The organism is Erysipelatoclostridium sp. An173 (assembly GCF_963931465.1).
In the GTDB taxonomy this organism is placed as follows: Bacteria; Bacillota_I; Bacilli_A; order Erysipelotrichales; family Coprobacillaceae; genus Thomasclavelia; species Thomasclavelia merdavium.
This window is the reverse complement of sequence record NZ_OZ007017.1, coordinates 2,341,525-2,365,532: the sequence shown is the minus strand read 5'-3', so window position 1 is coordinate 2,365,532 and position 24,008 is coordinate 2,341,525. Positions and strand designations below refer to the sequence as shown.

The 24,008-nt window shown below is 28.0% G+C and carries 27 protein-coding genes and 2 pseudogenes; 18 read left to right on the top strand and 11 right to left on the bottom strand.

What is annotated here, in order from left to right:
* Positions 1–73 precede the first annotated feature (73 nt).
* The 11 genes from ABGT36_RS11805 to ABGT36_RS11755 form a co-directional block, all read right to left on the bottom strand.
* Positions 74–397 (bottom strand): tyrosine-type recombinase/integrase, encoded by a 324-nt coding sequence (locus ABGT36_RS11805; RefSeq protein ID WP_346678655.1) that lies wholly within the window; start codon positions 395–397, stop codon positions 74–76.
* The gene (locus tag ABGT36_RS11800) at positions 292–999 is read right to left on the bottom strand and encodes a hypothetical protein (protein WP_346678667.1); all 708 of its coding nucleotides are present in this window, start codon (positions 997–999) and stop codon (positions 292–294) included. The genes ABGT36_RS11805 and ABGT36_RS11800 overlap by 106 nt, the downstream gene beginning before the upstream one ends.
* A gap of 128 nt (positions 1,000–1,127) precedes the next feature.
* The gene (locus ABGT36_RS11795; RefSeq protein WP_346678653.1) at positions 1,128–1,874 is read right to left on the bottom strand and encodes a transposase; all 747 of its coding nucleotides are present in this window, start codon (positions 1,872–1,874) and stop codon (positions 1,128–1,130) included.
* Complete coding sequence (locus ABGT36_RS11790; RefSeq protein ID WP_346678162.1) at positions 1,805–2,107, bottom strand: hypothetical protein; 303 nt, start codon at positions 2,105–2,107, stop codon at positions 1,805–1,807. The genes ABGT36_RS11795 and ABGT36_RS11790 overlap by 70 nt, the downstream gene beginning before the upstream one ends.
* A gap of 23 nt (positions 2,108–2,130) precedes the next feature.
* Entirely contained in the window at positions 2,131–2,436 is a 306-nt protein-coding gene (locus ABGT36_RS11785; protein ID WP_346678160.1) for a hypothetical protein, read from the bottom strand.
* Positions 2,437–2,611: 175 nt separating this feature from the next.
* Positions 2,612–2,818 (bottom strand): hypothetical protein, encoded by a 207-nt coding sequence (locus ABGT36_RS11780; RefSeq protein WP_346678158.1) that lies wholly within the window; start codon positions 2,816–2,818, stop codon positions 2,612–2,614.
* Entirely contained in the window at positions 2,790–3,170 is a 381-nt protein-coding gene (locus ABGT36_RS11775) for a TnpV protein (protein ID WP_346678156.1), read from the bottom strand. Before ABGT36_RS11775 ends, ABGT36_RS11780 begins: the two co-directional genes overlap by 29 nt.
* On the bottom strand, positions 3,145–3,351 hold the full coding sequence (locus ABGT36_RS11770) for a hypothetical protein (RefSeq protein ID WP_346678155.1): 207 nt from the start codon (positions 3,349–3,351) through the stop codon (positions 3,145–3,147). Before ABGT36_RS11770 ends, ABGT36_RS11775 begins: the two co-directional genes overlap by 26 nt.
* 48 nt (positions 3,352–3,399) lie before the next feature.
* A complete protein-coding gene (locus ABGT36_RS11765) occupies positions 3,400–4,272 on the bottom strand; it encodes a plasmid recombination protein (protein WP_346678154.1) in 873 nt (290 codons plus the stop codon).
* A gap of 139 nt (positions 4,273–4,411) precedes the next feature.
* The gene (locus ABGT36_RS11760) at positions 4,412–5,368 is read right to left on the bottom strand and encodes an AAA family ATPase (RefSeq protein ID WP_346678153.1); all 957 of its coding nucleotides are present in this window, start codon (positions 5,366–5,368) and stop codon (positions 4,412–4,414) included.
* A gap of 2 nt (positions 5,369–5,370) precedes the next feature.
* Entirely contained in the window at positions 5,371–5,613 is a 243-nt protein-coding gene (locus ABGT36_RS11755) for a hypothetical protein (RefSeq protein WP_346678151.1), read from the bottom strand.
* A 312-nt stretch (positions 5,614–5,925) separates the two neighbouring features.
* Here ABGT36_RS11755 and ABGT36_RS11750 point away from each other — a divergent pair, with 312 nt between their 5' ends.
* From ABGT36_RS11750 to ABGT36_RS11665, 18 genes and pseudogenes are all read left to right on the top strand, one after another.
* The gene (locus tag ABGT36_RS11750) at positions 5,926–6,603 is read left to right on the top strand and encodes a helix-turn-helix domain-containing protein (protein ID WP_346678149.1); all 678 of its coding nucleotides are present in this window, start codon (positions 5,926–5,928) and stop codon (positions 6,601–6,603) included.
* Positions 6,604–6,633: 30 nt separating this feature from the next.
* Positions 6,634–7,851, top strand: a complete 1,218-nt coding sequence (locus tag ABGT36_RS11745; RefSeq protein WP_346678147.1) for a DNA cytosine methyltransferase — start codon at positions 6,634–6,636, stop codon at positions 7,849–7,851.
* Positions 7,852–8,667: an Eco47II family restriction endonuclease gene (locus ABGT36_RS11740; protein WP_308698043.1), complete on the top strand. Its 816-nt coding sequence runs from the start codon at positions 7,852–7,854 to the stop codon at positions 8,665–8,667.
* A 20-nt stretch (positions 8,668–8,687) separates the two neighbouring features.
* Positions 8,688–10,814 (top strand): AAA family ATPase, encoded by a 2,127-nt coding sequence (locus tag ABGT36_RS11735; protein WP_346678145.1) that lies wholly within the window; start codon positions 8,688–8,690, stop codon positions 10,812–10,814.
* A gap of 226 nt (positions 10,815–11,040) precedes the next feature.
* Positions 11,041–11,856, top strand: a complete 816-nt coding sequence (locus tag ABGT36_RS11730) for an FRG domain-containing protein (RefSeq protein ID WP_346678143.1) — start codon at positions 11,041–11,043, stop codon at positions 11,854–11,856.
* Between the two features lie 495 nt (positions 11,857–12,351).
* Positions 12,352–13,815, top strand: a complete 1,464-nt coding sequence (locus ABGT36_RS11725) for an ATP-binding protein (RefSeq protein WP_346678141.1) — start codon at positions 12,352–12,354, stop codon at positions 13,813–13,815.
* 405 nt (positions 13,816–14,220) lie between these two features.
* A pseudogene (locus tag ABGT36_RS11720) lies at positions 14,221–14,649 on the top strand (DUF1016 N-terminal domain-containing protein); the annotation flags it as partial.
* Positions 14,650–14,661: 12 nt separating this feature from the next.
* Positions 14,662–15,243 (top strand): PDDEXK nuclease domain-containing protein, encoded by a 582-nt coding sequence (locus ABGT36_RS11715; protein ID WP_346678652.1) that lies wholly within the window; start codon positions 14,662–14,664, stop codon positions 15,241–15,243.
* A gap of 360 nt (positions 15,244–15,603) precedes the next feature.
* Positions 15,604–15,978, top strand: coding sequence for a DUF3795 domain-containing protein (locus tag ABGT36_RS11710; RefSeq protein WP_346678139.1), 375 nt, complete (start codon positions 15,604–15,606; stop codon positions 15,976–15,978).
* A gap of 31 nt (positions 15,979–16,009) precedes the next feature.
* Positions 16,010–16,336 carry a MazG nucleotide pyrophosphohydrolase domain-containing protein gene (locus tag ABGT36_RS11705; RefSeq protein WP_300082889.1) on the top strand — a complete coding sequence of 109 codons (327 nt, stop codon included), beginning with the start codon at positions 16,010–16,012 and terminating at the stop codon, positions 16,334–16,336.
* Between the two features lie 29 nt (positions 16,337–16,365).
* A complete protein-coding gene (locus ABGT36_RS11700) occupies positions 16,366–16,770 on the top strand; it encodes a PH domain-containing protein (RefSeq protein ID WP_346678137.1) in 405 nt (134 codons plus the stop codon).
* Between the two features lie 215 nt (positions 16,771–16,985).
* Entirely contained in the window at positions 16,986–18,494 is a 1,509-nt protein-coding gene (locus ABGT36_RS11695) for a DNA methylase (RefSeq protein ID WP_346678135.1), read from the top strand.
* Positions 18,495–18,917 carry a hypothetical protein gene (locus ABGT36_RS11690; protein WP_346678133.1) on the top strand — a complete coding sequence of 141 codons (423 nt, stop codon included), beginning with the start codon at positions 18,495–18,497 and terminating at the stop codon, positions 18,915–18,917.
* 145 nt (positions 18,918–19,062) lie between these two features.
* A pseudogene (locus ABGT36_RS11685) lies at positions 19,063–19,809 on the top strand (ABC transporter ATP-binding protein); the annotation flags it as partial.
* A 105-nt stretch (positions 19,810–19,914) separates the two neighbouring features.
* A complete protein-coding gene (locus ABGT36_RS11680) occupies positions 19,915–20,184 on the top strand; it encodes a winged helix-turn-helix domain-containing protein (protein WP_296882189.1) in 270 nt (89 codons plus the stop codon).
* Positions 20,181–21,176, top strand: coding sequence for a sensor histidine kinase (locus tag ABGT36_RS11675; protein WP_346678132.1), 996 nt, complete (start codon positions 20,181–20,183; stop codon positions 21,174–21,176). The genes ABGT36_RS11680 and ABGT36_RS11675 overlap by 4 nt, the downstream gene beginning before the upstream one ends.
* Positions 21,177–21,401: 225 nt before the next feature.
* The gene (locus ABGT36_RS11670; RefSeq protein ID WP_346678130.1) at positions 21,402–22,730 is read left to right on the top strand and encodes a hypothetical protein; all 1,329 of its coding nucleotides are present in this window, start codon (positions 21,402–21,404) and stop codon (positions 22,728–22,730) included.
* A complete protein-coding gene (locus ABGT36_RS11665; RefSeq protein WP_346678128.1) occupies positions 22,702–24,003 on the top strand; it encodes an ABC transporter ATP-binding protein in 1,302 nt (433 codons plus the stop codon). The genes ABGT36_RS11670 and ABGT36_RS11665 overlap by 29 nt, the downstream gene beginning before the upstream one ends.
* The last annotated feature ends 5 nt before the right edge of the window (positions 24,004–24,008 follow it).

Sequence of the window (24,008 nt, the reverse complement as noted above, 5' to 3'; positions counted from 1 at the left end):
CCACATCAAAGACATGGTTCCTATGATTTATATATTTCGGTTTGTTTTGTTCCATCTTGATATGATACGGTTATTAGAATTTTTTAATATTTTTAGGATAATATATGCTATTTACTGCATTAATTAAATACTGCATATCAATATGTGTATACACTTTTTCGGTCATTGTCATGGCACCTTTATGCCCTGCAATCATTTTAATATATGTTGGCGAAACTTTAGCTTCAGCAAGTAATGAAATAAACGTGTGTCTACAACAATGTGGTGTTTGATCAAATCCTAATCTCTCCATTAATGGAAGAAAATAGCTATCATAATAGTTTCGATATTTAAATGGTTTCTGTTCTTCGGTATGTAAAAGATACTTACATTCCGATGAATCATACCAATTTTTGATAAAAGGACAAATATAATCACTGATTGGCACTTTTCTAATTCCATTTTCTGTTTTAGATTTGATGATATCAAGGTATGGTCATTTAGATGAACATTTTCTTTTTCTAATGACAATAATTCATCAATACGCAAACCTGTGTAGATTAGAATAAGAATGATTTGATAATATTTATCTTCTCTTAAATCCCATAAAATATTTATTTGTTCTTTGGTATATGGTTTTCTATCATATTTATCAGGATTTTTATCACTGAATTTTGCAATATCTACATATTTAGAATAATCTTTTCCACATAAATCTAGTTTCATTGCGTAGGCATATAATTGATTAAACAGGATTTTAATCTTTCGTAATGTTGGATAATTTTTGCCACAATTATCAATAATATCTTGTAAATCAAATGTTTTTAATTCTCTGAACTTTCTTTCATAAATTTTAGAACAAACATTATATGCTGCTCTATATCCATTTATTGTGGATTGGGAAGCATTTTCATATTTATCTTCAGACCAATTTTCGTATACTTCTCTGAATGTCATATCACCGGTTTCTATATTAAAAGGATGTTCATGATATTTAGCAAGCATTTGAAGCAATGTCATTAAGTTAAGATGATAAAATTTTAGCCAGGAATTATATGTAAATATATTTTTCCTGGTTTTTAATATTTATTCAAGCTAAAAAAGTGTAGTCTTGAAACTACATTTTTCAAGGTATATAATAAACTATGTTAGTTATAACGATAGTTAAAGAATACGGCAGTCTTTGGCTTGACATGTCGCTTGTATTTTCTACCGGGTCTAATTGGTAATATTTCTTTAGCTATCAGATTTTCTACAGGTGGATTTTTTCCACCTTTTTTTCTTAGAAATTCTCTGATAATATGTACTGCTCTTGTAAAATTAATCTGATATGTATATTTGAGTTTATCTTTTTTAGGTATTTTTATTTCCTGTACAATTCTTTGACAGAAATTATACATGGTCATGCGGGCATAGATTTCCTGTTGAATCAATTTTCTTTTTTTAGCATGTAATGCATTGAGTCCAATAGCATATTTGAGCTCACGAAAAGAAGTTTCCTCTCCCCAGCGCATATTGTAAATTTCACGGATTTCTTCCATTGAGAATTCTTCTCTGCTTAGATTGGTAATAACGGTTTCATAGGTATCTTCAGTAATTTTGAATCTCACAACTTGACAGTTGAATTCATACCATGGATCATCTTTGCTCATAAAATCAAATCTCGTTGATTTAGTAACAATTTTATATATTTCAGGACAAGCTTTGGTCGTTTTTGTTTGTTTTAAGGTCAACATTCTAAATACATCAATATCAAATTCACCTTCAGGAAATGGACCTAATGATCGAGTGATACTGGTTTGAGAGCCGATATCTTTAACACGAATCAGATATTTATTTCCTGATCGAACAACATGTTCAAAACCATTGTAGGATTCATAGCCTCTATCGGCAATGAAGATAGCTTTATGACCATCATATCTGTCAACAAGCTGATAGAAGGCATCATTTTCATCTTTTTAGCTTCACCCTGAATGATAATATCATCATATGTAAGTTCCAATAGATCATAACTGGCATTTAAATGAAAGGCAGAATAAGCCTTAGCAAGAGTGCCATGTCTTAATTCAGTAGTTTCATCGTCAAAGATGGTATTATCAATAGGCAGTTCACAGCCATCAACTGCCAATAGTCTATAGCCATGAAATAATTTTATTTTGAATGTTTTTTATTGAAAGCATCAAACAAAGTCTTGAATGCTTCAGGTTCGATCTTGCTTCTGGCTTGAACAAAAGCAGAAGCAGAAAGGGTATCAATAGAAAAGTCATTAAATTTAAAAAGTTCATCCTTGATAGAGGAAGCTCCCATACAAAGAATAATCTTCATGATTGTTTTGAAATCAAGCTTTCTATTTCTGGTGAAATCAGTATCAGGATTGACACAAAAGATAGAACAGACATTCGAAAGATTATTGATAATGTGAAATAAAACGTTTTTAAGATGTTTATAGCTATTCATGTTTAAGTACCTCCGACATATACCTATAAACAATTGGCCTATTATCAATAAAAAAAATTGATAATAGGCCGCACACTATCGTTGCAATGTCAATATTTTTCTTTTAAAAATGATAAAAATTTTATAAAAAAGAGAGGGCATATTTGCAATATAACCATCGATTGTCATTAAAATCTTAACTTAATGATATTGGCATTTGAAGACCTTCACTTCTTGTTTTGGCATAACCAATGATTGCGTATTTTTGAGTGGCTTTTCCTGTTTTCTCATTAATCACATACCCTGTAGTAATACGTACTGCATAGGGTCTTCTTCTTCGAGAGGCATTACTTAGTTTCGTTACTCCGCCATATCTATTTGGTGATTTCAAGTTCTTTGCCATTATAAATCACCTCCTGTGGTTGTAAGATATAGATATTAATAATTTCATCTTTAATTTCTTTTTTCTTCTTTGTTATTTGTTTTCTATTTGCATCAGGATGTTGTTCCAAGTATTCAAAGAACTTTCTTTGGAATAATTGCTCACAATAACAATTTAAGCAAAACATCTCATAATGAAATTGATATTCTGTATAGTGTTTATCAAAGGAAACTAAATTGTTTTCAGTTAAATATTCTATACGTTTTTTTGCATATATTCCGATGGGTAGTTCTGCATCAACAAGGACAGGGTAATAAACTTCTCCAATCAATTGATAAGTAATTCCATTATCTATAATTTTTTTCTCTAACATTTTTACGTTTCTCCTTCGGCTTGTTTAATATTTCTTCATAAGTTTTTTGTCCAAGAACTCTTTGTAGTTTTTTTAGTTTAGTTGAGTTGGTTCGATTTTCGTCTAATAAGCGAACAATCAGCTCATCTTGTTCATTGATTTTTATTCTAAGTGGCAATATTCTTGTACGAAGTTCTTTCACCTCTTTCCTTAGTCTTAAATAATCATTTATTATACGTTTGATGACTGTTTATAATTTTTTGCTGAAAGGTTCAATGATATCTTTTTTATAACTGTTAGCGCTCATAAATCGCCTTGGTTCAGGAATATTCCATAAATCATCAGTAAGTTTACTTGTTAGCTGATCAACATCATGAATGTCTTGCTGATATTCGTTGATTTTATCAACAAGACTATCAACTTGCTTAGTTAATTTTTCTACTTCTTTTATGCGTTCTTGCTTTTTGAAATCATAAACACTTAGGTGTTGATTATGAGTATCCAGTTTTTGCCATTCAATTTCATGTGTTTGCATAATTTGAGCTAGAAGCTCTTTTTCTGCATTTACCCACATATTATATTCTGTTTCTTGCTTACCATTACCAATAAAGCCAAGTTCTTCCATAGCCTTTTTAAGCGATACACGAGTTTCTAATCCTCGTTTGCTACCGGTCGTATAAGGTATAAAGTCAATATGGAGATGAGGTGTTTCTTCATCCATATGAAGGTGAGCAGAGAATACATATAGATTCTTATTTCTCTCTAAAAAATCATCCATATATTGTGATAGTATCTCTTTTGCTAGTTGACCGTTTTCTGATGTTGCATTCATTGTATCTTTATTACCAACTTGTACTATGATTTCATGGAATAGCTTTTCTTGTTTCCCTGTACGTATTTTTTCGTAATAATCCTTTATAACTCGATCACTTCTTTTTTGCTTAGCATTATACTTTTCAAGTGCTTCATCAAACAAGTAATGATAAGCCTGTTTGATGTCTTGATTAACAAATTCAACATTCAGTGGAGTTCTATTAGGGTCAACATTATCAGCAATAAAAGTTCTTGCATTATGACTTATACTCCCTTTTCCAAGCGTTATGCTTATCGTTTTAGACTGCATTAAAAGCCTCGCAGAGCGCAAGCATCTTTTGTTTTTGACAAAAGTGCATTAGCGTTACTTTCGGCAAAGTAACAAAGGCTTTTCTTTAAAGGAAGGTTGCAAGATTGCAAGTCCCTAGAGTGCCTGCAACCTTGCAATGTTAAATTAGTTTCCAATACCATACTTTACCTTCTTTAAATGATTTGACATTTAACTCCGCTTTCGCTTGGTCTAGTGTACGTTTGGAAAGGTCTTGTTCTGTTGCTTTTTTATATATAATATTCGCCTCTACGGCACCTTCCGATAAGGTTTCGTTAATGAAATCTTTTGCACGGTCTTTATCAGTTTTTCGTTTGAACCCATCTAATAATTCTTCAGGACTAATATCATATTCACCTAACCAATGAAATCCATCATCATCCAATTTAAAGGCAAATGGTTTTCCTCGTTGTGCTAAACTTGATTTATCCTGCACCACTGCTCGTACACCTTCTTCTTTTTTTAATTCACCACAAATTAAAACACTACGAGCTGCCGCTGGAATATCAATACTACCTAAACCACGATAAGATGACTTTCCACCTTTTGCCTTATTCATATGTCCGATAAGTACAATCGCAACATTATGTTTTTGAGCAATATCTCCTAATTTTTTTAGAAGAGGACGAATTTCATTAGCGCGATTCATGTCAATATTATGTCCTATATAGGCTTGAATTGGATCAAGAACAAATAGTTTTGCATTTTCTTGAATGATGGCTTGTTCGATTCTCTCATCTAACATTGTTAGTGAGCATTTATCTTCTTTAATGAAAACAATGCGATTTAAATCGGCTTTTGTAAATCTTTCCAATCTTGGCTTAATTGTGTCATCATAACCATCTTCTGATGTCTGATAGATAACTGTACAGGGTTCACGCTTTACACTAGAATCCTCTGACAGAAGTGGAGAGCCACTAGATAACAAACTAGCTAGATAAAGAATCAGCATCGTTTTTCCACATCCTGGATCACCTTGAATAATGGTCAACTTTCCGGAAGGTATATAGGGATACCATAGCCATTCTACTTCTTTGCTCTGAATTTCAGATAAGCGAACAATTTCTAATTCAGCCATTTCTAAATACCGCCTTTAAAATAGCCCGTTTCTTCCCATACTTTTTTATCAGGACAATAGTAATTAAATTCGCTTGAATTATCTTTCTTTAAAGCATAACCGAATGTTAAAATACCTTTTTGTAATCCAATATGGATAAATTGTGCATCTTTTCCAATTGCTTTGGATAGTTCCGTTATAGGTACATTTCTTCCTGTAAATGCAGGAGTCTCAATAAATACTCTATTTTCTTCTTTTATGTTCACATTCCTCCTTCAAGAGTATTACAATGTGAAAGAAAGTTTGTTATAATGTACAAGAAAGGACATTATATAAACTGTTCTTTCACGTTACATAGTGGTTCATTAGACTAAGCTTGGTCGTGGTGTCTAATGAGCCTTTTTTACCTCCTTTCTAGACTGCTAAATGCAAAGATAAAATCGCAAATAATAATCCACACCAACAATATAACACTCAGGTATAGTAAATGCAAAATTTATTTGAAAATAATTATACTTTTTTGTATCTTTCTTAATGAATTTAATGTATAATTACATAGAAAAGGAAGTGTGATTGCAATGGCATTTTGCGATTTTTTGCGTGATTTAAGGGAACAAAACCATTTAACACAAGCACAAATGGCAGAAATACTTGATGTAAATATAAATACAATTAAGCAAATAGAAGCGAATAAAATAAAAACACCTAGTAATAGAGTGTTAGATAGTTTTTGCGATTATTTGCAAGAGGATCGTTTAACAGTAATAACAAAAATCCTATTTAGAAGAGATGAAACTATTGAAGTTAAAGATGAATATACTATCTCTCAAGCAAATGTATTATCAAGATATATGTCATATTTATATTTAGAAGGATGGAATGTTGATCAAGCACCGATTACATATCATACAAAATACTTAGGTGATTTAATATATGCAGGACAATTAACTAAAAAAAGAGAGCCAAACAATAAAATTGTTATAGAATCTATTGGAGCAACATATGGAAAAGAGATTGATTATATTTCTAATGATGAGGCTATATATTATATGACATCTTCTATGGCAGCCTTTTTTTGCATTGATGAAATTAGATTAAAAGGTATCCATACTGTTTTTGATGTAAATATGGAGAATCACCGTAAGCTTTTTTCTATATTTAAGAATTTAAAGTTAAATAAGATACCATTTAATTATCAAATGGTTTTATTTGATTCAAAAAATGGAAAAGTATTAGATATAAAAGAACTTAGATAAAAATTATAGTTAGAAGAAAGGAGAGTACTTGTGGAATTTAATCAACCAAAGTTATATGATTTTTGTATCAATAACAAGAAAAATCATGAAACATTGATTAAAAGTAGTCGATTAGATAGTAGTGTATTAGAAAGAATAGAAAATAATAAAGGTTTAACTTTTGAGGATATTAACAAAGTATGTACTCTTCTAAAAGGCAATATTACAGAATTTATAAATAAAACTGAAAAAAAAGAAAATGGGAAATTTAAAACAATTGAACTCTTTGCTGGTGCTGGAGGTCTAGCATTAGGATTGGAAAAAGCGGGATTTTCTAGCTTAGGATTAGTTGAGTTAGATAAAGATGCTTCAAATACTTTAAAAGTAAATAGACCTAATTGGAATGTAATTAATGATGATATAGCAAATATTTCAAAATTAGATTTAGAGAATCTTTTTAATATTAAAAAGGGTGAATTAGATTTGTTATCTGGAGGCTCACCTTGTCAAAGCTTTTCATATGCAGGAAAAAGATTAGGATTGGAAGATGCAAGAGGAACATTGTTTTATCATTATGCAGTCTTTCTAGATAAATTGCAGCCAAAAATGTTTTTGTTTGAAAATGTTAAAGGATTAAAGACTCACGATAAAGGGCGTACATATGCAACTATTTTAGATATATTTGAAAAAGAAGGATATGTCATTCAAAAAGATGTATTAAATGCATGGGATTTTGGAGTACCGCAAAAAAGAGAAAGATTGATTACTATAGGAATTCGTAAAGATTTGGCAAAGAAAATTCATTTTGAATTTCCTACACCAAAAGAATATAAACCTGTTTTACGAGACATTTTATTAGATTGCCCTGTTAGTGAAGGAGCTTCTTATTCAACTTATAAGAAGAAAATATTTGAGATGGTTCCTCCAGGAGGATATTGGAGAGATATACCAGAAGACATTGCAAAGGAATACATGAAAAGTTGTTGGTATATGGAAGGTGGAAGAACAGGGATTTTGCGTAGATTAAGTTTAGATGAGCCCTCATTAACGGTTTTAACTTCACCTAGTCAAAAACAAACAGATCGTTGTCATCCATTAGAAGCTAGGCCATTTACTATTAGGGAAAATGCTCGTTGTCAAAGTTTTCCAGATGATTGGGTGTTTTGTGGAAGTATTGGTCAGCAATATAAACAAGTTGGAAATGCAGTACCTGTAAATTTAGCATACGAGGTAGGCTTAAAAATAAAAGAAGGATTGGAGGAGATATAAATGTGGCCGCTTACTTACATTAGTGAAGAAGATTTTCGTAATCACGTTAAATTAACAATTGAAAAATATGGGGAAAAATTAGAATCATTTGATTTAAAAAGGTTTAATAAAAATATTGTTGATCCTGTAAAACTGATTTTTGATAAAACAGTTTACCATGCAACGTGGGATGAAATTGTTAGTAATGAAATTTTTAGACAACGTGATAAGTCAAACAATAACGATATTGGATATTTTCATCAAAGAATATTTCAATATATTGATAATTGTAGAGTACCAGATAATGGTAAAGAAGGTGGATGGGATGTTATTTATGAAAATGCAGATGGTATAACATTACCTGATGGTTCTGTGGTTCATAGAGTTTATGTTGAGATGAAGAATAAACATAATACGATGAATTCTTCTTCTGCGGGAAAAACTTTTATGAAAATGCAAAACCAACTTTTGAAAGATGATGATTGTGCATGTTTCTTAGTAGAAGCAATTGCAAAAAAATCACAAAATATTAAATGGGAAACTACGGTTGATGGACAAAAAATGGGACATAAATTAATTAGAAGAGTTAGTCTTGATCAATTTTATGCTTTGGTAACAGGGCAGGACGATGCATTTTATCAAATGTGTTTAATTTTACCAAATACAATTCAATCTGTTGTAGATACAATAGATGGATTATCAATTCCACATGATACAGTCATTGATGAAATTAAATCTTTAGCTAAAGAGTTGAATGTTGAATCTGAAGATTTATCCATAGCAATGGCTGTATACATGCTTGGATTTAATGATTATAATGGATTTAGAGAAGAATAAATATTATATGGGGTAATTATATGGATGAAACGAAAATAAAAATAAGTAATTGTAATAATATAAAAAATGGAGAAGTATCTATTTCCCCAGGTAAATTAAATATAAAATATGGTATAAATGGGACAGGAAAGTCAACGTTATCAACAGCTTTAGAACTAATTAGTCAAGGAAAATCTTTAGATATTTTAAGACCTTTTGATGCTCTAGAAGAAACTATTCCCGTTATAGAAGGTGGAGAACAATTCTCAAAAGTAAGTGTGTTTAATGAAAATTTTGTGAATGATGTAGTGTTTAAAGAAGATGAAGTTATAGAAAATGCATTTGAAGTTTTCATTAGAACACAAGACTTTGACGAAAAGCAAAGAGAATTAAACGAAAAATTAAAAACATTAACTATTGATATAAATAGTGAAGACATCGTAGTTAATTTGAAAGCTAAACTGGATCAAATAAGAGGTAAATTTGAATTTAACAAAGGGAATAAAAGTATTAAAAAAAATACAAATTATAAAACTATAATAAAAAAAGAAAATATTTTCAATATTCCAAAAGGATTAGAAAAATTTACTCCGTTTTTTTCAGATAATTCTATTTGTATAAATTGGGTTGATTGGAAAACAAAAGGTAAATCTTTTTCGGATAAAGAAATTTGTCCTTATTGCGGTGAAAATTTATCAGCAAATTTCGATCAAGAAAGTATACTTTTTAGTGAAGCTTTTAAAAAAACAGAAGTAACTAATTTAAGTAAAATATTGAATGATTTTGAAAATTTAAACGATTATGTACCAACTGAAAAACTAGATATTTTAACTTCTTGTATAAAAGAACAAAAAGATGAGAAAACAATCAATGCGATATTATATTCTTTTTTAACTGAGTATTTTTATATTGAGGACAAATTAAATACAATCACAAATTTTAATCAAAAAATATATGATCCTAATAGTCCAAAACAATTAGACAAAATTTTAAGTGATATGAAAATTGAAAAAAGTGTTTTTCATTATTTAGGTTCTGAATCTTTTTTTGAAGTTGTTGATTTTATTAATGAAAAAATAAATGAACTAATTCAAATTACAGTAGATATAAAAATAGCGATTGGAAAACTTCAGTCAGTATTAACAAAAACAATTTCTTCATCAATTAAAGATATTAATGATTTTCTTGATTCAGCAGGAATTTCATATCATTTGTCAATCGAATTAAATTCTAGTGGTGAAGCGAGAGCAGTTTTAAAATATATAACAGGAGAAGAGCAGTATAATGTTTCTCAAATAAGAAAACATTTAAGTTGGGGTGAAAAAAATGCATTTTCATTAATTCTATTTATGTTTTATTCAATTAGTATTGGAGCTGATTTAATTGTTTTAGATGATCCAATATCTTCATTTGATATTAATAAAAAGTATGCGATTATGCATAGAATGTTTAGTAAGCAAACAGGACTATATCCGCGTAGTTTATATAATAAAACAGTATTGATGCTGACTCATGATTTTGAACCAATTATTGATTTTGGAATTATTAAAAAAATGCCATCAGATACAATAGATATTAAATATATTAAAAACAATAAAGGTGTTTTAGAAGAAAAATCAGTTGATTTAGAAAATGATGTAAAATCAGTGATTGAAGAATTAAAAACACATATCGAAGATACCGATTTATGTATGATCCACAGAGTTGCTTTTTTACGCAAATATATTGAGCATGAAGGAATTGATGAATTTGAAGAAGCCTATGATGTATTATCTTCTTTGATACATGGAAGAGCGACATGTAAGTATAAAGATTGTACTTTGATGCCTGAAGATATTGTTGCAAAAGGTATTCAAGATATACAAAAATGGATAACTGACTTTGATTATGATTATTTGATAACGAATATATATAATGAGGAGGCAATTGTTCAATTATATTTTAATGAATCAAATAATTATTTGAAGTTACAATTATTTAGAGCGTTATTTGAGATTTGTCCTTCTAAAGAAATTAAAGAGAATGATGCATTATTAAAATTTATTCATGAAAGTTATCATATAGAAAATGATTATGCATATTATTTGGATATGATTAAATTTGAAACAGTTCCTGAATTTATTATTGATACAATTAATAGCTATATGATAAAAACATATAATAGTTAGTTATAAATTAGGAAAAATATAGATTATTCTAGAAAGCAATAGGTAAGAAATAAAAAAACTGACGAATACTTTCTGTCTTTTACTTATATAGTTGAACCGTGAACAAAATACACATAAAAATAACTTACATACAAAAAAATAACAAAGTTATGGATTTCATTAAATAGAAAATTATATTTCAATATTATGGATGTAAGAATTAATAAGTTTAAATGGAGAAGATAGGATGGAAGAAAAAGAAATATATGTTGAATCTGTTGCAGATTATTTAAACGCATTACCTGAAAATGAAGAATTCTCCGACTCTCTCTTAGACCATTTAACTTTATTTAGAGGTCAGGGAAATAAAGAATGGAATTTGATTCCAAGTGTGATGCGTAATAGAGAAGATTTTTTGAATGAGGAATTATATATAAAAGAATGTATTAGGCAATATCCAGAAGAATTTAAAAATATGAATAAAGTAGATATACTAATTAAAATGCAACATTATGGGATGCCTACAAGATTGTTAGATTTAACAAAAAATCCTCTGGTTGCTCTTTACTTTGCTTGTGTTTCCGAGCCAAACAATGATGGGGTAGTTTACACTACATGTGGTCCAGTTTTTAGAAGTTCTGATTTATATATAAATGTTATTACAGAATGTGTTTTTAATCACAAGAGTCATGGTGATATGTATATTGGTAAAGATGGATTAAAAATAGGTAAAGAGTATCTTTCTGATGTAGAGATAAAGAAAATTATTGGTTATGAAACTCCAATTATATTTGAGGCATCTTTAACCAATGATAGAATTAAAAATCAAAACGGATATTTTGCTATTTACAGAGGAGAAAATGAATGGAAAGAAATAAATTATCAACATAGAATATTTATTAGAAAAGAATTTAAAGAAAAAATTATAAATCAATTAAGCATGATTGGAATAGATTCCAAATTTATTTTTCCTGAGTTAAGTAACGGTGTGTTGAGTATTGTTTCATCAGTAAAAAGACGAAATTTGGAGTTTAATAAGAAATTTCATACTCCTTTTGATTAATATAATTTTTTAATCTTCTGTTTTTTGTTTGGAAAACTTAAAATATTAAATAACAGTAATATGTTGTTTTGGCAATGCAACAAGTAAGCGACAAAATGGCTTTAAAACCCTTATTTTATAAGGTTTCGGAGTTCTCAAAACGTTAGTAATAATTGTTATGGGAAGATTAGAGAAGTATTTAGACTTTGTGAGAAGTTTAGATACTTCTTTTTTAATTTTTAAAATAGGGTATAATAGATATTGGAAGTATTAGACTTTGAAAAATAATGTTGTGGCAAATATGTAAGAAAACAATTACTTATACTTTTAAAAAATCTTATTAATAAATTCGCTTAGAATTTATGTTTGTAGAAACTCATCAATGAGTAACATTTAGCAATGCCATTATTACTTTGAAATGTTTTTCTATAAAAAGATATAATATGACTATAATTAGATAATAAAATAATATTTTACTAATGATAAAATCAAATTAGGTTCTTAGGAGGAATCATTGTGAATCAAGTATTTTCTTCTTATAATCCTTTTTTAACATTGGAATATATGCAAACGGAACATGAAAATAAATATTTTGATAGAAAATCGGCGAAAATTAAACCATCTGATTTAGCGCCTTTAATCTCAGCTTTTGCTAATGCTGAAGGTGGTACTATTGTCATTGGAATAAGTGATAAGACATTAGAAATTGAAGGAATCCATCAGTATGGTATGGATAAAGTTAATGAGTTTATTGCTATTCCTAAGAATGGATGTAAACCCATGCCACAGTATAATGAAGAGTTTTTAAATGTTATAAACAGTAAGGGAGAAGAAGATCAATTGTTGTTATTGCATATTCAACCATGTGTTGATCAAATTGTAAGAACAATAAACGATTCTACTTATTTAAGAATTGGCGATAAAACTAAAGAATTAAAAGGAGATGACCTTAGAAATTTAGAATATGCAAAAAGTACTAGACATTTTGAAGATGAGATTAATAGAGATGCATCAATCGAAGATTTAGATGAAGAATTAATTAGCGAATATAAAGAAAAACTAGATGCAAGTCATTTGCCGACTGAACAAGTTTTAAAAGCTAGAGCTTTTATTAAAAGTCAAGATGGAAATAATTATTTGACAAACGCTGCGGTTCTTCTGTTTGCAAAAAATATTTCTCAGTTTTATCCAAATTGTAGAGTAAGATTTGTTCGTTATGACGGGAATTCTGCTCAAGTTGGGACACGAATGAATATTATTAAAGATAAAAATATTGAATGTAATATTCTTAAATTGATTGATGAAACTAGATTATTTATTTCATCTCAATTAAGAGAATTTACCGCATTGGATCCATTAACTGGTAAATTTAAAACAGTTCCAGAATATCCTGAATTTTCGTGGTTAGAAGGTATAGTAAATGCTGTAACACATCGAGAGTATGGGATGAGTGGAAGATATATTCTGGTGACTATGTTTGATGATCGTTTAGAAATTAAAAGTCCAGGAAAGCTACCAAATATTGTGACAGTTGATAATATCAAAGATACTCGTTATGCAAGAAATCCGAGAATTTCAAGGGTATTAACTGATTTTGGTTGGGTAAGAGAATTGAATGAAGGAGTAAAACGTATTTATTCTGATATGGCAGATTTCTTTTTAGATGAACCAGAGTATAGTGAACCTGAATATTCAGTTAAATTGATATTAAAAAATAATATTGTAATGCGTAACATTCGACAAGAAAGTCGTTTGGAACGTATTATAACACCAGAAATATGGCAACAACTTGATGAATTAGAAAAATCAATTCTAACTTATTTAGCAAGCAGGAAGACAGTGACAAGAGCAGAATTATGCACTTTCACTAGTAAAGCACCTAATACAATATCTGCTAGATTAAATCATCTAATTAAATTAAACATCATTAAGCGTAATGGAAGTAAATATGACCCTAAACAGACATATGAAATGAAATAGTTAGAGGATGCAAATTGCGAGGTAGATGCGAGGTGTTGCGAGGTTAAATGATATTTTGTAATTATTGATATATGATAATAATGTAAATGGCTCATTTTAATGATTTGAAGTAATACATAATTTTTGCGAGGTAGATGCGAGGTGTTGCGAGGTTTAAGCATGAATGTTATTACGACATTTGCTCTAGAATTCTATAAGATGTGTTGGCAATGCAACAAGTAAGCGACAAAAAGGCTTAAAAACCCTTATTTCATAAGGTTTCGGAGTTCTCAAAACGTTAATAATAATTGTTGTGAGAAAATTAGAGAAGTATTTAGACTTTGTAAGAAGTTTAGATGCTTCTTTTTTTTCTTTTTAAAATAAGGGTATAATAAGAATAATTAATATTGAAAGGAGTAGTTGATTGTGGAAAATAATTTGTTAAGCAATGAAGCATTAGTAAATGAAATTGCTAGTATTATCACAAATGCTAGAAATAATGTCGCAAAACAAGTAAATAATGAACTTTTAAATGCTTATTGGAATATTGGTCGTGTTATTGTTGAAGATGAATTGAAAAATAATCGTGGTGAATATGGGAAAAAACAATTACTTGCTATTTCAAAAAATCTTACTAATAAATTTGGAAAAGGTTTTTCACAATCTAATTTATATAACATGAAAATGTTCTATACGAAATATCCAATTTTCTAGTCAGTGACTGGAAAATTGAGCTGGACTCATTATTGCGAATTATTATATATATCTGATGATGACAAACGTAGTTTCTATGAAAAAGAAGCAATTAATGCAAATTGGTCAGTAAGAGAGTTAAAAAGACAAATTAGCTCTTCATTATTCGAAAGGTTGTTATTATCAAATGGGGAGACTAATAAAAAGAAGGTTCTTGAATTAGCGTTAAAAGGAAATGAAATTGCCAAACCAGAAGATATAGTAAAAGATCCTTATGTTTTTGAATTTCTAGGTCTGCCAGAAAATAAACCAATGATGGAATCTGATTTGGAAGAAGCTCTTGTTAGACAAATTGAAAAGTTTCTTTTGGAACTTGGAAAAGGATTTATGTTTGTAGGAACTCAGCAAAGAGTAACGTTCGGGAATACTCATTATTATGTTGATATGGTTTTCTATAATAAGATTTTAAAATCTTATGTATTGATAGAATTAAAAACTATTAAATTAATGCCTGAAGCAGTTGGGCAACTTAATATGTACTTGAATTATTATACAGCAGAAATTAATGATGAAAATGATAATCCACCAATTGGATTGATTTTATGCACTGATAAAGGCAATGTTGATATGCAGTATGCATTAGGAGGCTTGAGTAATAATATTTTTGCTTCAAAATATGTAACATATATGCCTGATAAGGAACAATTAATTGCTCAGGTTGAAGCTGTATTATCATCTAATGATAATACAGAATAAGTGGATATAAGTTTTGTGAATGGTTATGGCAATGCGACAAGTAAGAGACAAAAAGGCATTAAAACCCTTATTTTATAAGGTTGCGGAATTCTCAAAAAGATAATTTCAAACAAATACAAAAAAAAGATTCAAGTTTATCTTGGAGCTTTTTTGTATACTTTAAAATATAAGTATTAGTTAATTAGCTAATATTTATTAAAATGGAAGAATCAATTTAAATTAATTGGTTGATGTTTTTTATGCTAGAAATACTACTGTTTTAACAATCTAAAATTATTTGAATAATAGTGTGTGGTTGTATTAGATTAACAAAAGTGAGATAATTTTTTTAGATAAATTATTTATTGGGAGATGCTAATAATGAAAAGAGAATTAGGAATTGCCAGATGTGGACTAGCATGTTGTTTATGCAGTGAAAATGATCAGTGTCATGGTTGTCAGTTTGATGAATGTCCAGGTAGTGACAGTTGTGAAAATAGAATTTGTTCAATTGAAAAAGGGATTACACATTGTTATATATGTAAAGAGGATTGTAAAAAAGGAATATTAAGAAAAATTAAACCATATGCATTTACTTTATTTGTAAAAAGGTATGGAGAAGATAAGTTGTTAGAGTGTTTAGAAGCAAATGAGAAAAAAGGTATCGTGTATCATCGTCAGGGAGTGTATGGTGATTATGATGATTTTGATGATGTGGAAAAATTGATAGATTTTATTATGACAGGAAAAGATTAGTTTTAAAAAAAGCGACTTGGAGGGTGGAATGATGAGTGATTTTGGTATAAATGAAATGCAGGAAATGCAAAAAAGGTTACAAAATAAATATAAAAATATATGGGAACCAATCACACCAGAAAATGGCAAAAATAAATTATTATGGATGATAGGTGAAATAGGGGAAGTCATTGATATTATTAAAAAAAATGGTGATTTAAAAGCTTGCAGTGATACTAAGTTACGAGAAAATCTTATTGAAGAGATGGCAGATGTTCTTATGTATTATAATGATGTAATGTTATGCTATGGAATTAGTGTGGATGAACTTAAACAATCATATATAAAGAAATTTGAAAAGAATATGAAACGCTGGTAAATATTATTATAAATTGGAGATGGTTAAGTGTGATAAAATATGAAGGGAAAAATAGCTGGTTGATAATATTGATTTTTGTAATATATAATATCTTGCCACTGGTATTTATTTTATATGAAGTTTCTGATTTGTTTACAAATATTTGGTGGCTTTTGTTTTGGGTGTTTTATTATGGGCTTAATTTGATCTGGATTCCTGTTTTTGTAAGAAATAGAGTAGAATTATTTGATAATTATTTTATTTTTTATTATGGCTTTGGGAAAGAGAAAATAGTTATAAAAGATATATTAGAAATTAATAGAAGTCGCAATCCTATTGCTTCAAGTGCAAATTCATTAGATAGAATTCATATTGTGACAAAAGATAAAGATTTTTACATCTCTTTAAAGGATAATGATGATTTTATTAATGAAATAAAGCAGCGAATTATATAAAAAATATTTATATAGTTATTAATTGATAAAATTATCGTATATAAAAAATGATAAAGCATTATTAACTAATTGGAAACTTATTTTAATATTATAAAAATAAAATAGTTTAGATATTTGAAGGATATTATCGTCCTTCTTTTTATTTTATTGTTGATAGTAAAAGATTAGCTGTAGTAAAATGGTATATACTTAAATTATCAAGGAAGGTGGTCGTGATGAGCAAACAGGTATATATTGCAATTGATTTAAAATCATTTTATGCATCTGTTGAATGTGTTGAACGTGATCTTGATCCGTTAACAACGAACTTAGTAGTTGCAGATGGCAGTAAAACTGAAAAGACTATTTGCTTAGCTTTATCACCTTCATTGAAACAGTATGGCTTGCCAGGACGGGCGCGTCTTTTTGAAGTTATTCAAAAGGTAAAAGAAGTAAATATTAAAAGGCAAAGGCAGATTAAAGGTCGTTGTTTTCAAGGTGAATCATATAATGATGACGAACTTAAAAATAATCCATATTTAAAGTTATCATATATCATTGCAACGCCCAGAATGGCTTTTTATTTAGAATATAGTGTTGAAATCTACAAAATTTATTTAAAATATGTGTCACCTGAAGATATTCATGTTTATTCAATTGATGAAGTATTTATTGATGCAACGCATTATCTAAAAAATCTTGATATTCATCCCAAAGATTTTGCGAAAATGATTATTCAAGATATTTATAATACATTTAAAATTACAGCAACAGCCGGAATCGGTACTAATTTATATTTATGTAAAGTTGCTATGGATATTGTTGCTAAACACATAAAACCAGATCAAGATGGGGTAAGGATTGCTTCATTAAATGAAAAGATGTATCGAAAATATTTATGGAACCATCAGCCAATAACTGATTTTTGGCGCGTTGGACGTGGCTATAAACAAAAATTACAAGAAGTAGGTTTATATACAATGGGTGATATAGCTAAATGTTCAGTCGGAAAAGCAGATGATTATTATAACGAAGAATTGCTCTATGATATGTTTGGTGTCAATGCTGAATTATTAATCGATCATGCCTGGGGTTATGAACCATGTACAATGAAAGATATAAAATCATATAAACCTAAACATAACAGTATTGGTTCAGGCCAGGTTTTAAGTTGTCCTTATGATTTTAAAAAAGGTCGTTTGGTATTAAAAGAAATGCTCGATTCTTTGGCGTTAGATTTGGTTGATCGGCATTTAGTTACAGATCAAATTGTAGTAACTGTAGGGTATGATCGTGATAATTTAACTAACAATTATAGTGGAGCTTTAATGGATGATCGATATGGTAGAAAAATTCCTAAGCATGGACATGGCACAATTAATTTAGAATGTTATACTTCTTCATCAATAATTATTCGAGAAAAGGTATTAGAGTGGTATGATCAAAAAATTAATAAATCTTTGACAATTAGACGTTTTAATTTATCGGCTAATCATGTTATTGATGAAAGTACAATTGAACATCAAGAATCGTTTATGCAAATGGATATGTTTACTGATTATGATCAACTCTTGCTACAAGAAAAGCAGTTGCAAGCTAAGCTTGAAAAAGAAAAAAAGCTTCAGGAAACAACATTAGCTCTTAAAAAGAAATTTGGTAAAAATGCGGTATTGAAAGGAATGAATCTAGAAGAGGGAGCGACAGGGCGCCAAAGAAATAAGACAATAGGAGGTCATAAGGCTTAAATGGCAAATAAAAATAATATTCATGATTATAGTGATATTATTGATCAACCTCATCATGTTTCAAAAGTTCATCAACCAATGACTATGTATGAAAGGGCGGCTCAGTTTGCACCGTTTGCAGCTTTAACCGGTCATAAAGATGCGATTAAAGAAACTGAGCGTTTGACTACTAACAAAAAGATTTTAGACGAAAATCAAATAGAAATAATTAATCGAAAGTTACAACTAATCGTTAATAATATTCATTTACAACCAACAGTTAAGATAGTTTACTTCCAAAAAGACTTAAGAAAAACAGGAGGTAAGTATATTGAAAAAATAGAAAGAGTAAAAAAAATCGATGAGTACACTAAAAAAGTAGTGTTGATTGATGGAACAAAAATAAACATTGATGATATTTATATAATAGAAATTATGAAATAAATCTTAATTAAAAGAACTTTTTTAGTTCTTTTTTTTGATGTGAAAATATTTTTTAATTACTACAGTAATTAAATTTTTACTTACAAAACCGTAATTTTAATGAAATAGCGTTGTTGCTATAATGATTGCAGAAAGGAAGATTGATATGGAGATTTTAAAATTATTAAACGTAAAAAAATACTATGGGACTAAAACTAATATTACTAAAGCAGTAAATGATCTATCTTTACAAGTTACTAAAGGAGAATTTGTTGCGATAATGGGTGCTAGTAGTTCGGGTAAAACAACGTTGTTAAATTGTATTTCTACAATTGATGAAGTAACTAGTGGTCATATTTATATTGGTGATAAGGATATAACTGAATTAAAAGAAAAAGAATTAGCAAAATTTAGAAGAGAAAATTTAGGATTTATTTTTCAGGATTTTAATTTATTGGATACATTAACTATTTCTGAAAATATTTCCCTTGCTTTGGTTATTAATAAAGAAGATGTAAACGAAGTAGATAATAAAGTAAATGATATAGCTGACAAGTTAGGGATATTAAATATTTTAGATAAATATCCTTATGAAGTATCTGGGGGTCAAAAACAGCGATGTGCTTGTGCTAGAGCATTAATAAATGAGCCAAAACTCATTTTAGCGGATGAGCCAACTGGAGCTCTTGATTCAAAAAGCAGTCGGATGTTATTAGAAACAATGGATGAAATGAATAATAAATTAAAAGCTACGATTTTAATGGTTACTCATGATTCGTTTAGTGCCAGTTTTTGCCATCGAGTGTTATTTTTAAAAGATGGTAAAATTTTTAATGAAATAGTTAGAGGGGAAAAGTCAAGAAAAGAATTTTTTAATGAGATTTTAGATGTATTAACATTATCTGGTGGCGATGATTTTATTACAAAACCATACAACAAAAGTATTCTATTAGAAAAAATAAAAAGGGCATTAAGACAATTTGATCCAATTCAATACAAAGAATTAAAGGTCAAAGATATGGTATTAGATTTACATTTATCGATAGTAAAACATAATGATAAGGAAGTTGAATTGACTAGAAATGAATTTCATATTTTATATTATTTTTTTATGAATCCTGATAAGTTGATTACAAAAGAAGAATTACTAGATTATCTTTGGAATGAAAAATATTATTTGGATGATAATATTTTAAATGTGAATTTAAATCGATTACGAAAAAAATTAAAAGAAATCGACCAGCCTGATTTTATCAAAACAATAAGAGGACAGGGTTATCAAATATGATTCAATATATTGAAGAAAAAATATGGTTGATTGTATTTTATATTTTGTTTGTATTTTTACAGTTCATTTTTAATTTTTTGGTAGGATTAAAAATAAGTTTATTACTACCATTATTTTTACTTAGTTTATTGTTACTTTTTTTATATTTGTTTTTTGATTATTGGCGAATTAATAAACGAAGTAAAGAGATTAAATTTTTAGTGGATAATTTAGAAGAGAAATATCTTATTTGTGAAGTAATAAAAAAACCTAAACAAATTGAAAACGAAGCTTATTTTTATGCTTTAAAAAAAGCAACAAAAGCTATGAATGATAAGATATCGTTGCTTGAAAGAAAATATAAAGATTATGAAGAATACATTGAATGTTTTGTTCATGAAGTTAAAACGCCATTAGCTGCTTTGTCGCTTTTTTTAGATAATCATAATGAAGTTGAATTACATCAGGAAGTTAAAAAAATAGATAATTTAGTAGAACAGGTATTGTTTTATGCTCGTAGTGAAAATCCAGAGAAAGATTATTTTATTAAAAGCATTGAATTATCAGAAATAATTCATCAGGTTATCATGCAAAATAAAGATTATTTTTTATTGAATAAAATAAGTATTACAACAAATGATTTAGATGTATTAGTGGCTACTGATGAAAAGTGGTTGATTTTTGTTATTAATCAAATTATTAATAATTCAATAAAATATATGGATAAAAAAGAAAAGAAAATAACTATTCAGGTTATTAAAGAAAATAATAGAATTTTACTAGAAATTATTGATAATGGAATAGGAATAAAAGAAAGTGATTTATCTAGAGTTTTTGAAAAAGGTTTTACCGGTAGTGATCGATTAAAATCTCGGTCTACTGGAATGGGGTTATATTTAGCAAGTAAAATTTGTAAAAAATTAGGATTAAATATAACAATTGCTTCTAAATATCAAGAAGGAACTAAAGTAGTAATAGCTTTTCCTAAAAGTACTTTTAATAAGATGGATTAAAAATAGTTAATTAGATATTAGACATAATGATGTTTAATATCTTTTTTATTACCGCTTATACAAATAAGATGCCACTTGTTCCAAGAATATTGTGTGCATAATATTTTTTGACTATGATTGAATTAGTAATTAGGGTGATCATTCTATTTAATTATATGTTTACTAATATATCTATTTTATTTATGGAGTAGAAAACGTTTATAAAATAGTCAAGAGGGTGAAGTTATGTATGCATTTTTAAAAGATATTGTCATTGGACAAAAAAATCGCTATTTAGTAATTATTGGAGTGTTATCGATACTTTTTTGTTTTGATTTTACTTTACTAATAATTCTCACAAATATTTCATTGATTAATGATTCGCTTTTTGAACTGATTGGACAAATAATCATTTTAATTACGATGATCGTTTCTTTTATTTTAATGATGTTCATTAATAATTTTTTTGTTGATCAAAAAAGTGATGAATTTTCAATTATATTATTAAGCGGGAGAAATGTTGTTTGGGTTAGTAAATATATTACTGTTCAATTTGGAAGTTTATTTATTTTGGCAGCTTTATTTGGTAGTAGCTTAAGTGTTCTTTTTGTTAAAGGAATAAGTAGTATTTTTTCAATGTTTAAGATATTAGAATTATTTAGTATTCATTCTATATCTACTATTTTTTATTACTATATTTCTTTATTGTTAGTTAAGATATGTTTTATTTTCATTGTTGATTTAGGAAAATTTATGGATATTAAATTTCGGATAGTTGAGTATATGAATCATATTCAAAAACATAAAACTAAGGTATCGTTTTTTAGTTCTTTTATAGTTGAAAAGGAGAAAAAGTCAATACCTATATGGCAAATTGTAGTAGTGCTTTTATCATTGATTATAATTGTAACATCAATACAACACATAATTGTTATAAATGATTTTGTTTCTTTATTAGTATATTTTACAAGTTCATTAATTGCTCTAATTTTCTTTGTGAAGTATTTTATACCATTATTTTTTGATTTTTTTCATAATAAATGGTTAATAGAACATCCGATGATATTGATGGCAATTAATCAACTAATTTATTTGTTAAAAGCAATGACACCATTAATATTGATTAATACAATTCTAACCCCATTTATGTTCTTTTTAATATCTATGCCAATAATAAATATTTATTTGTTAGGAGTGGTAATAATTTGTTATCTGATTTTACTTTTTATGATTGCAATTTGCTTTGTTTTCAGATTTTCTGTTTATATTCCTGTTAAAACTAGAGATATTGCTACTTTAAAAGCAATTGGATATTCAAAAAAAGAAATAGATTTTATTCACGAATTAGAAATAATTTTATTTGTGTTTTTTGCTGTAGTTTTGCCTTTTTTAATCTATATAACAGTAGTATCCAAAGCATATATATTAGATTTTATTTCAATCAAGTTAATTATAAGTTTAATAAGTTGTTATTTTATTATTTATTTGTTTATTGGTTTATACATGATTATTGGCTATAAAAGATTAACCAGGGAGGTAATTAAAAATGTCAAATATCTTAATAGAAGCGAATAATATTTCAAAGATTTATGATCGTGATATATTTTTTAAAAGAGGAACTAATTTTAGAGCTTTAAATATGGTTGATTTTGTATTAAAAGAACATGACTTTATAGCTATTATGGGGCCAAGTGGTTCTGGAAAATCAACATTATTACATTGTTTGTCTTCGTTAGATCAGGTTACAACAGGTACTGTGAAAGTTCTAGGTGATTTAGTAAATGATTTAAATGATTTTAAACTTAGTGCCTTTAGATATAAATATCTAGGTTTTGTGTTTCAAAATCATAATTTAATATCAACTTTATCAATATTTGACAATATTGCTACGCCAATTATGTTAGCGAAAGTCTCGGCTAAAGAAATAATTGAAAGAGTAAATAAAGTGGCTCAAAGATTGAATATTCATCATATTCTTGATAAATTACCAGAAGAATGTTCGGGAGGCGAAAAACAACGGGCTGCTATTGCTAGAGCGATAATTAATAATCCTAAAATTATTATTTGTGATGAACCGACAGGGAATCTCGATTCTAAAAATTCTCATGAAGTTTTAAATTTATTGAGTCAGTTAAATAAAGAGGGGACAGCAATTATTTTAGTAACTCATGATAGTATGATAGCTAGTTATGCTAAAACATTTATGTATATACGTGATGGTAGTATTAAGACAGTATTGCATCGTAATAATAGTTCACAAGTTGCATTTTTTAAAGAAATAAATAAAATCACGACCGAAGATAGCTTACTTAAATTATTTAATAACGAGGATGAAAAAACATTAAATAAAAATGAAGCAATTAATGAATCAAACAAAAATGTAATCAAAGAAAATATTGATTATAGTAGTAAAAAGACTAGGGAGGATGTTTATGCGGTTTTTAAAAATCGTCAAATCAGCCTGGAAGCTAAGAAATGTCGACTTTTATATGTTAATGAAGATAAGTTGGAGTATGATAATATTTTTCATGAACATAGGATTATTTTTATAGAAAGCATAAAAGAGGTTACGTTATCATTTGTTGCTGTTTTTAAGTTATTAGGTGTTTTTAGTGAATATATTTATAATGTAGCGATAGATCTTAAAACAGATGATGATATTTATCAATTTAAGTTAGAAAATATTGATGATTTATCAGAATTATTTGAAATATTAAATAAAGATAGTATTGTTATTAATGATCCAATAGGAATACAGGAAATTTATAAAAAATATCCTGATTATTTAACAAGACATCGTTATATTCAAAGGAATTATAAAAAATTCAAGAAAAAGATAAATAATTAAAAGGC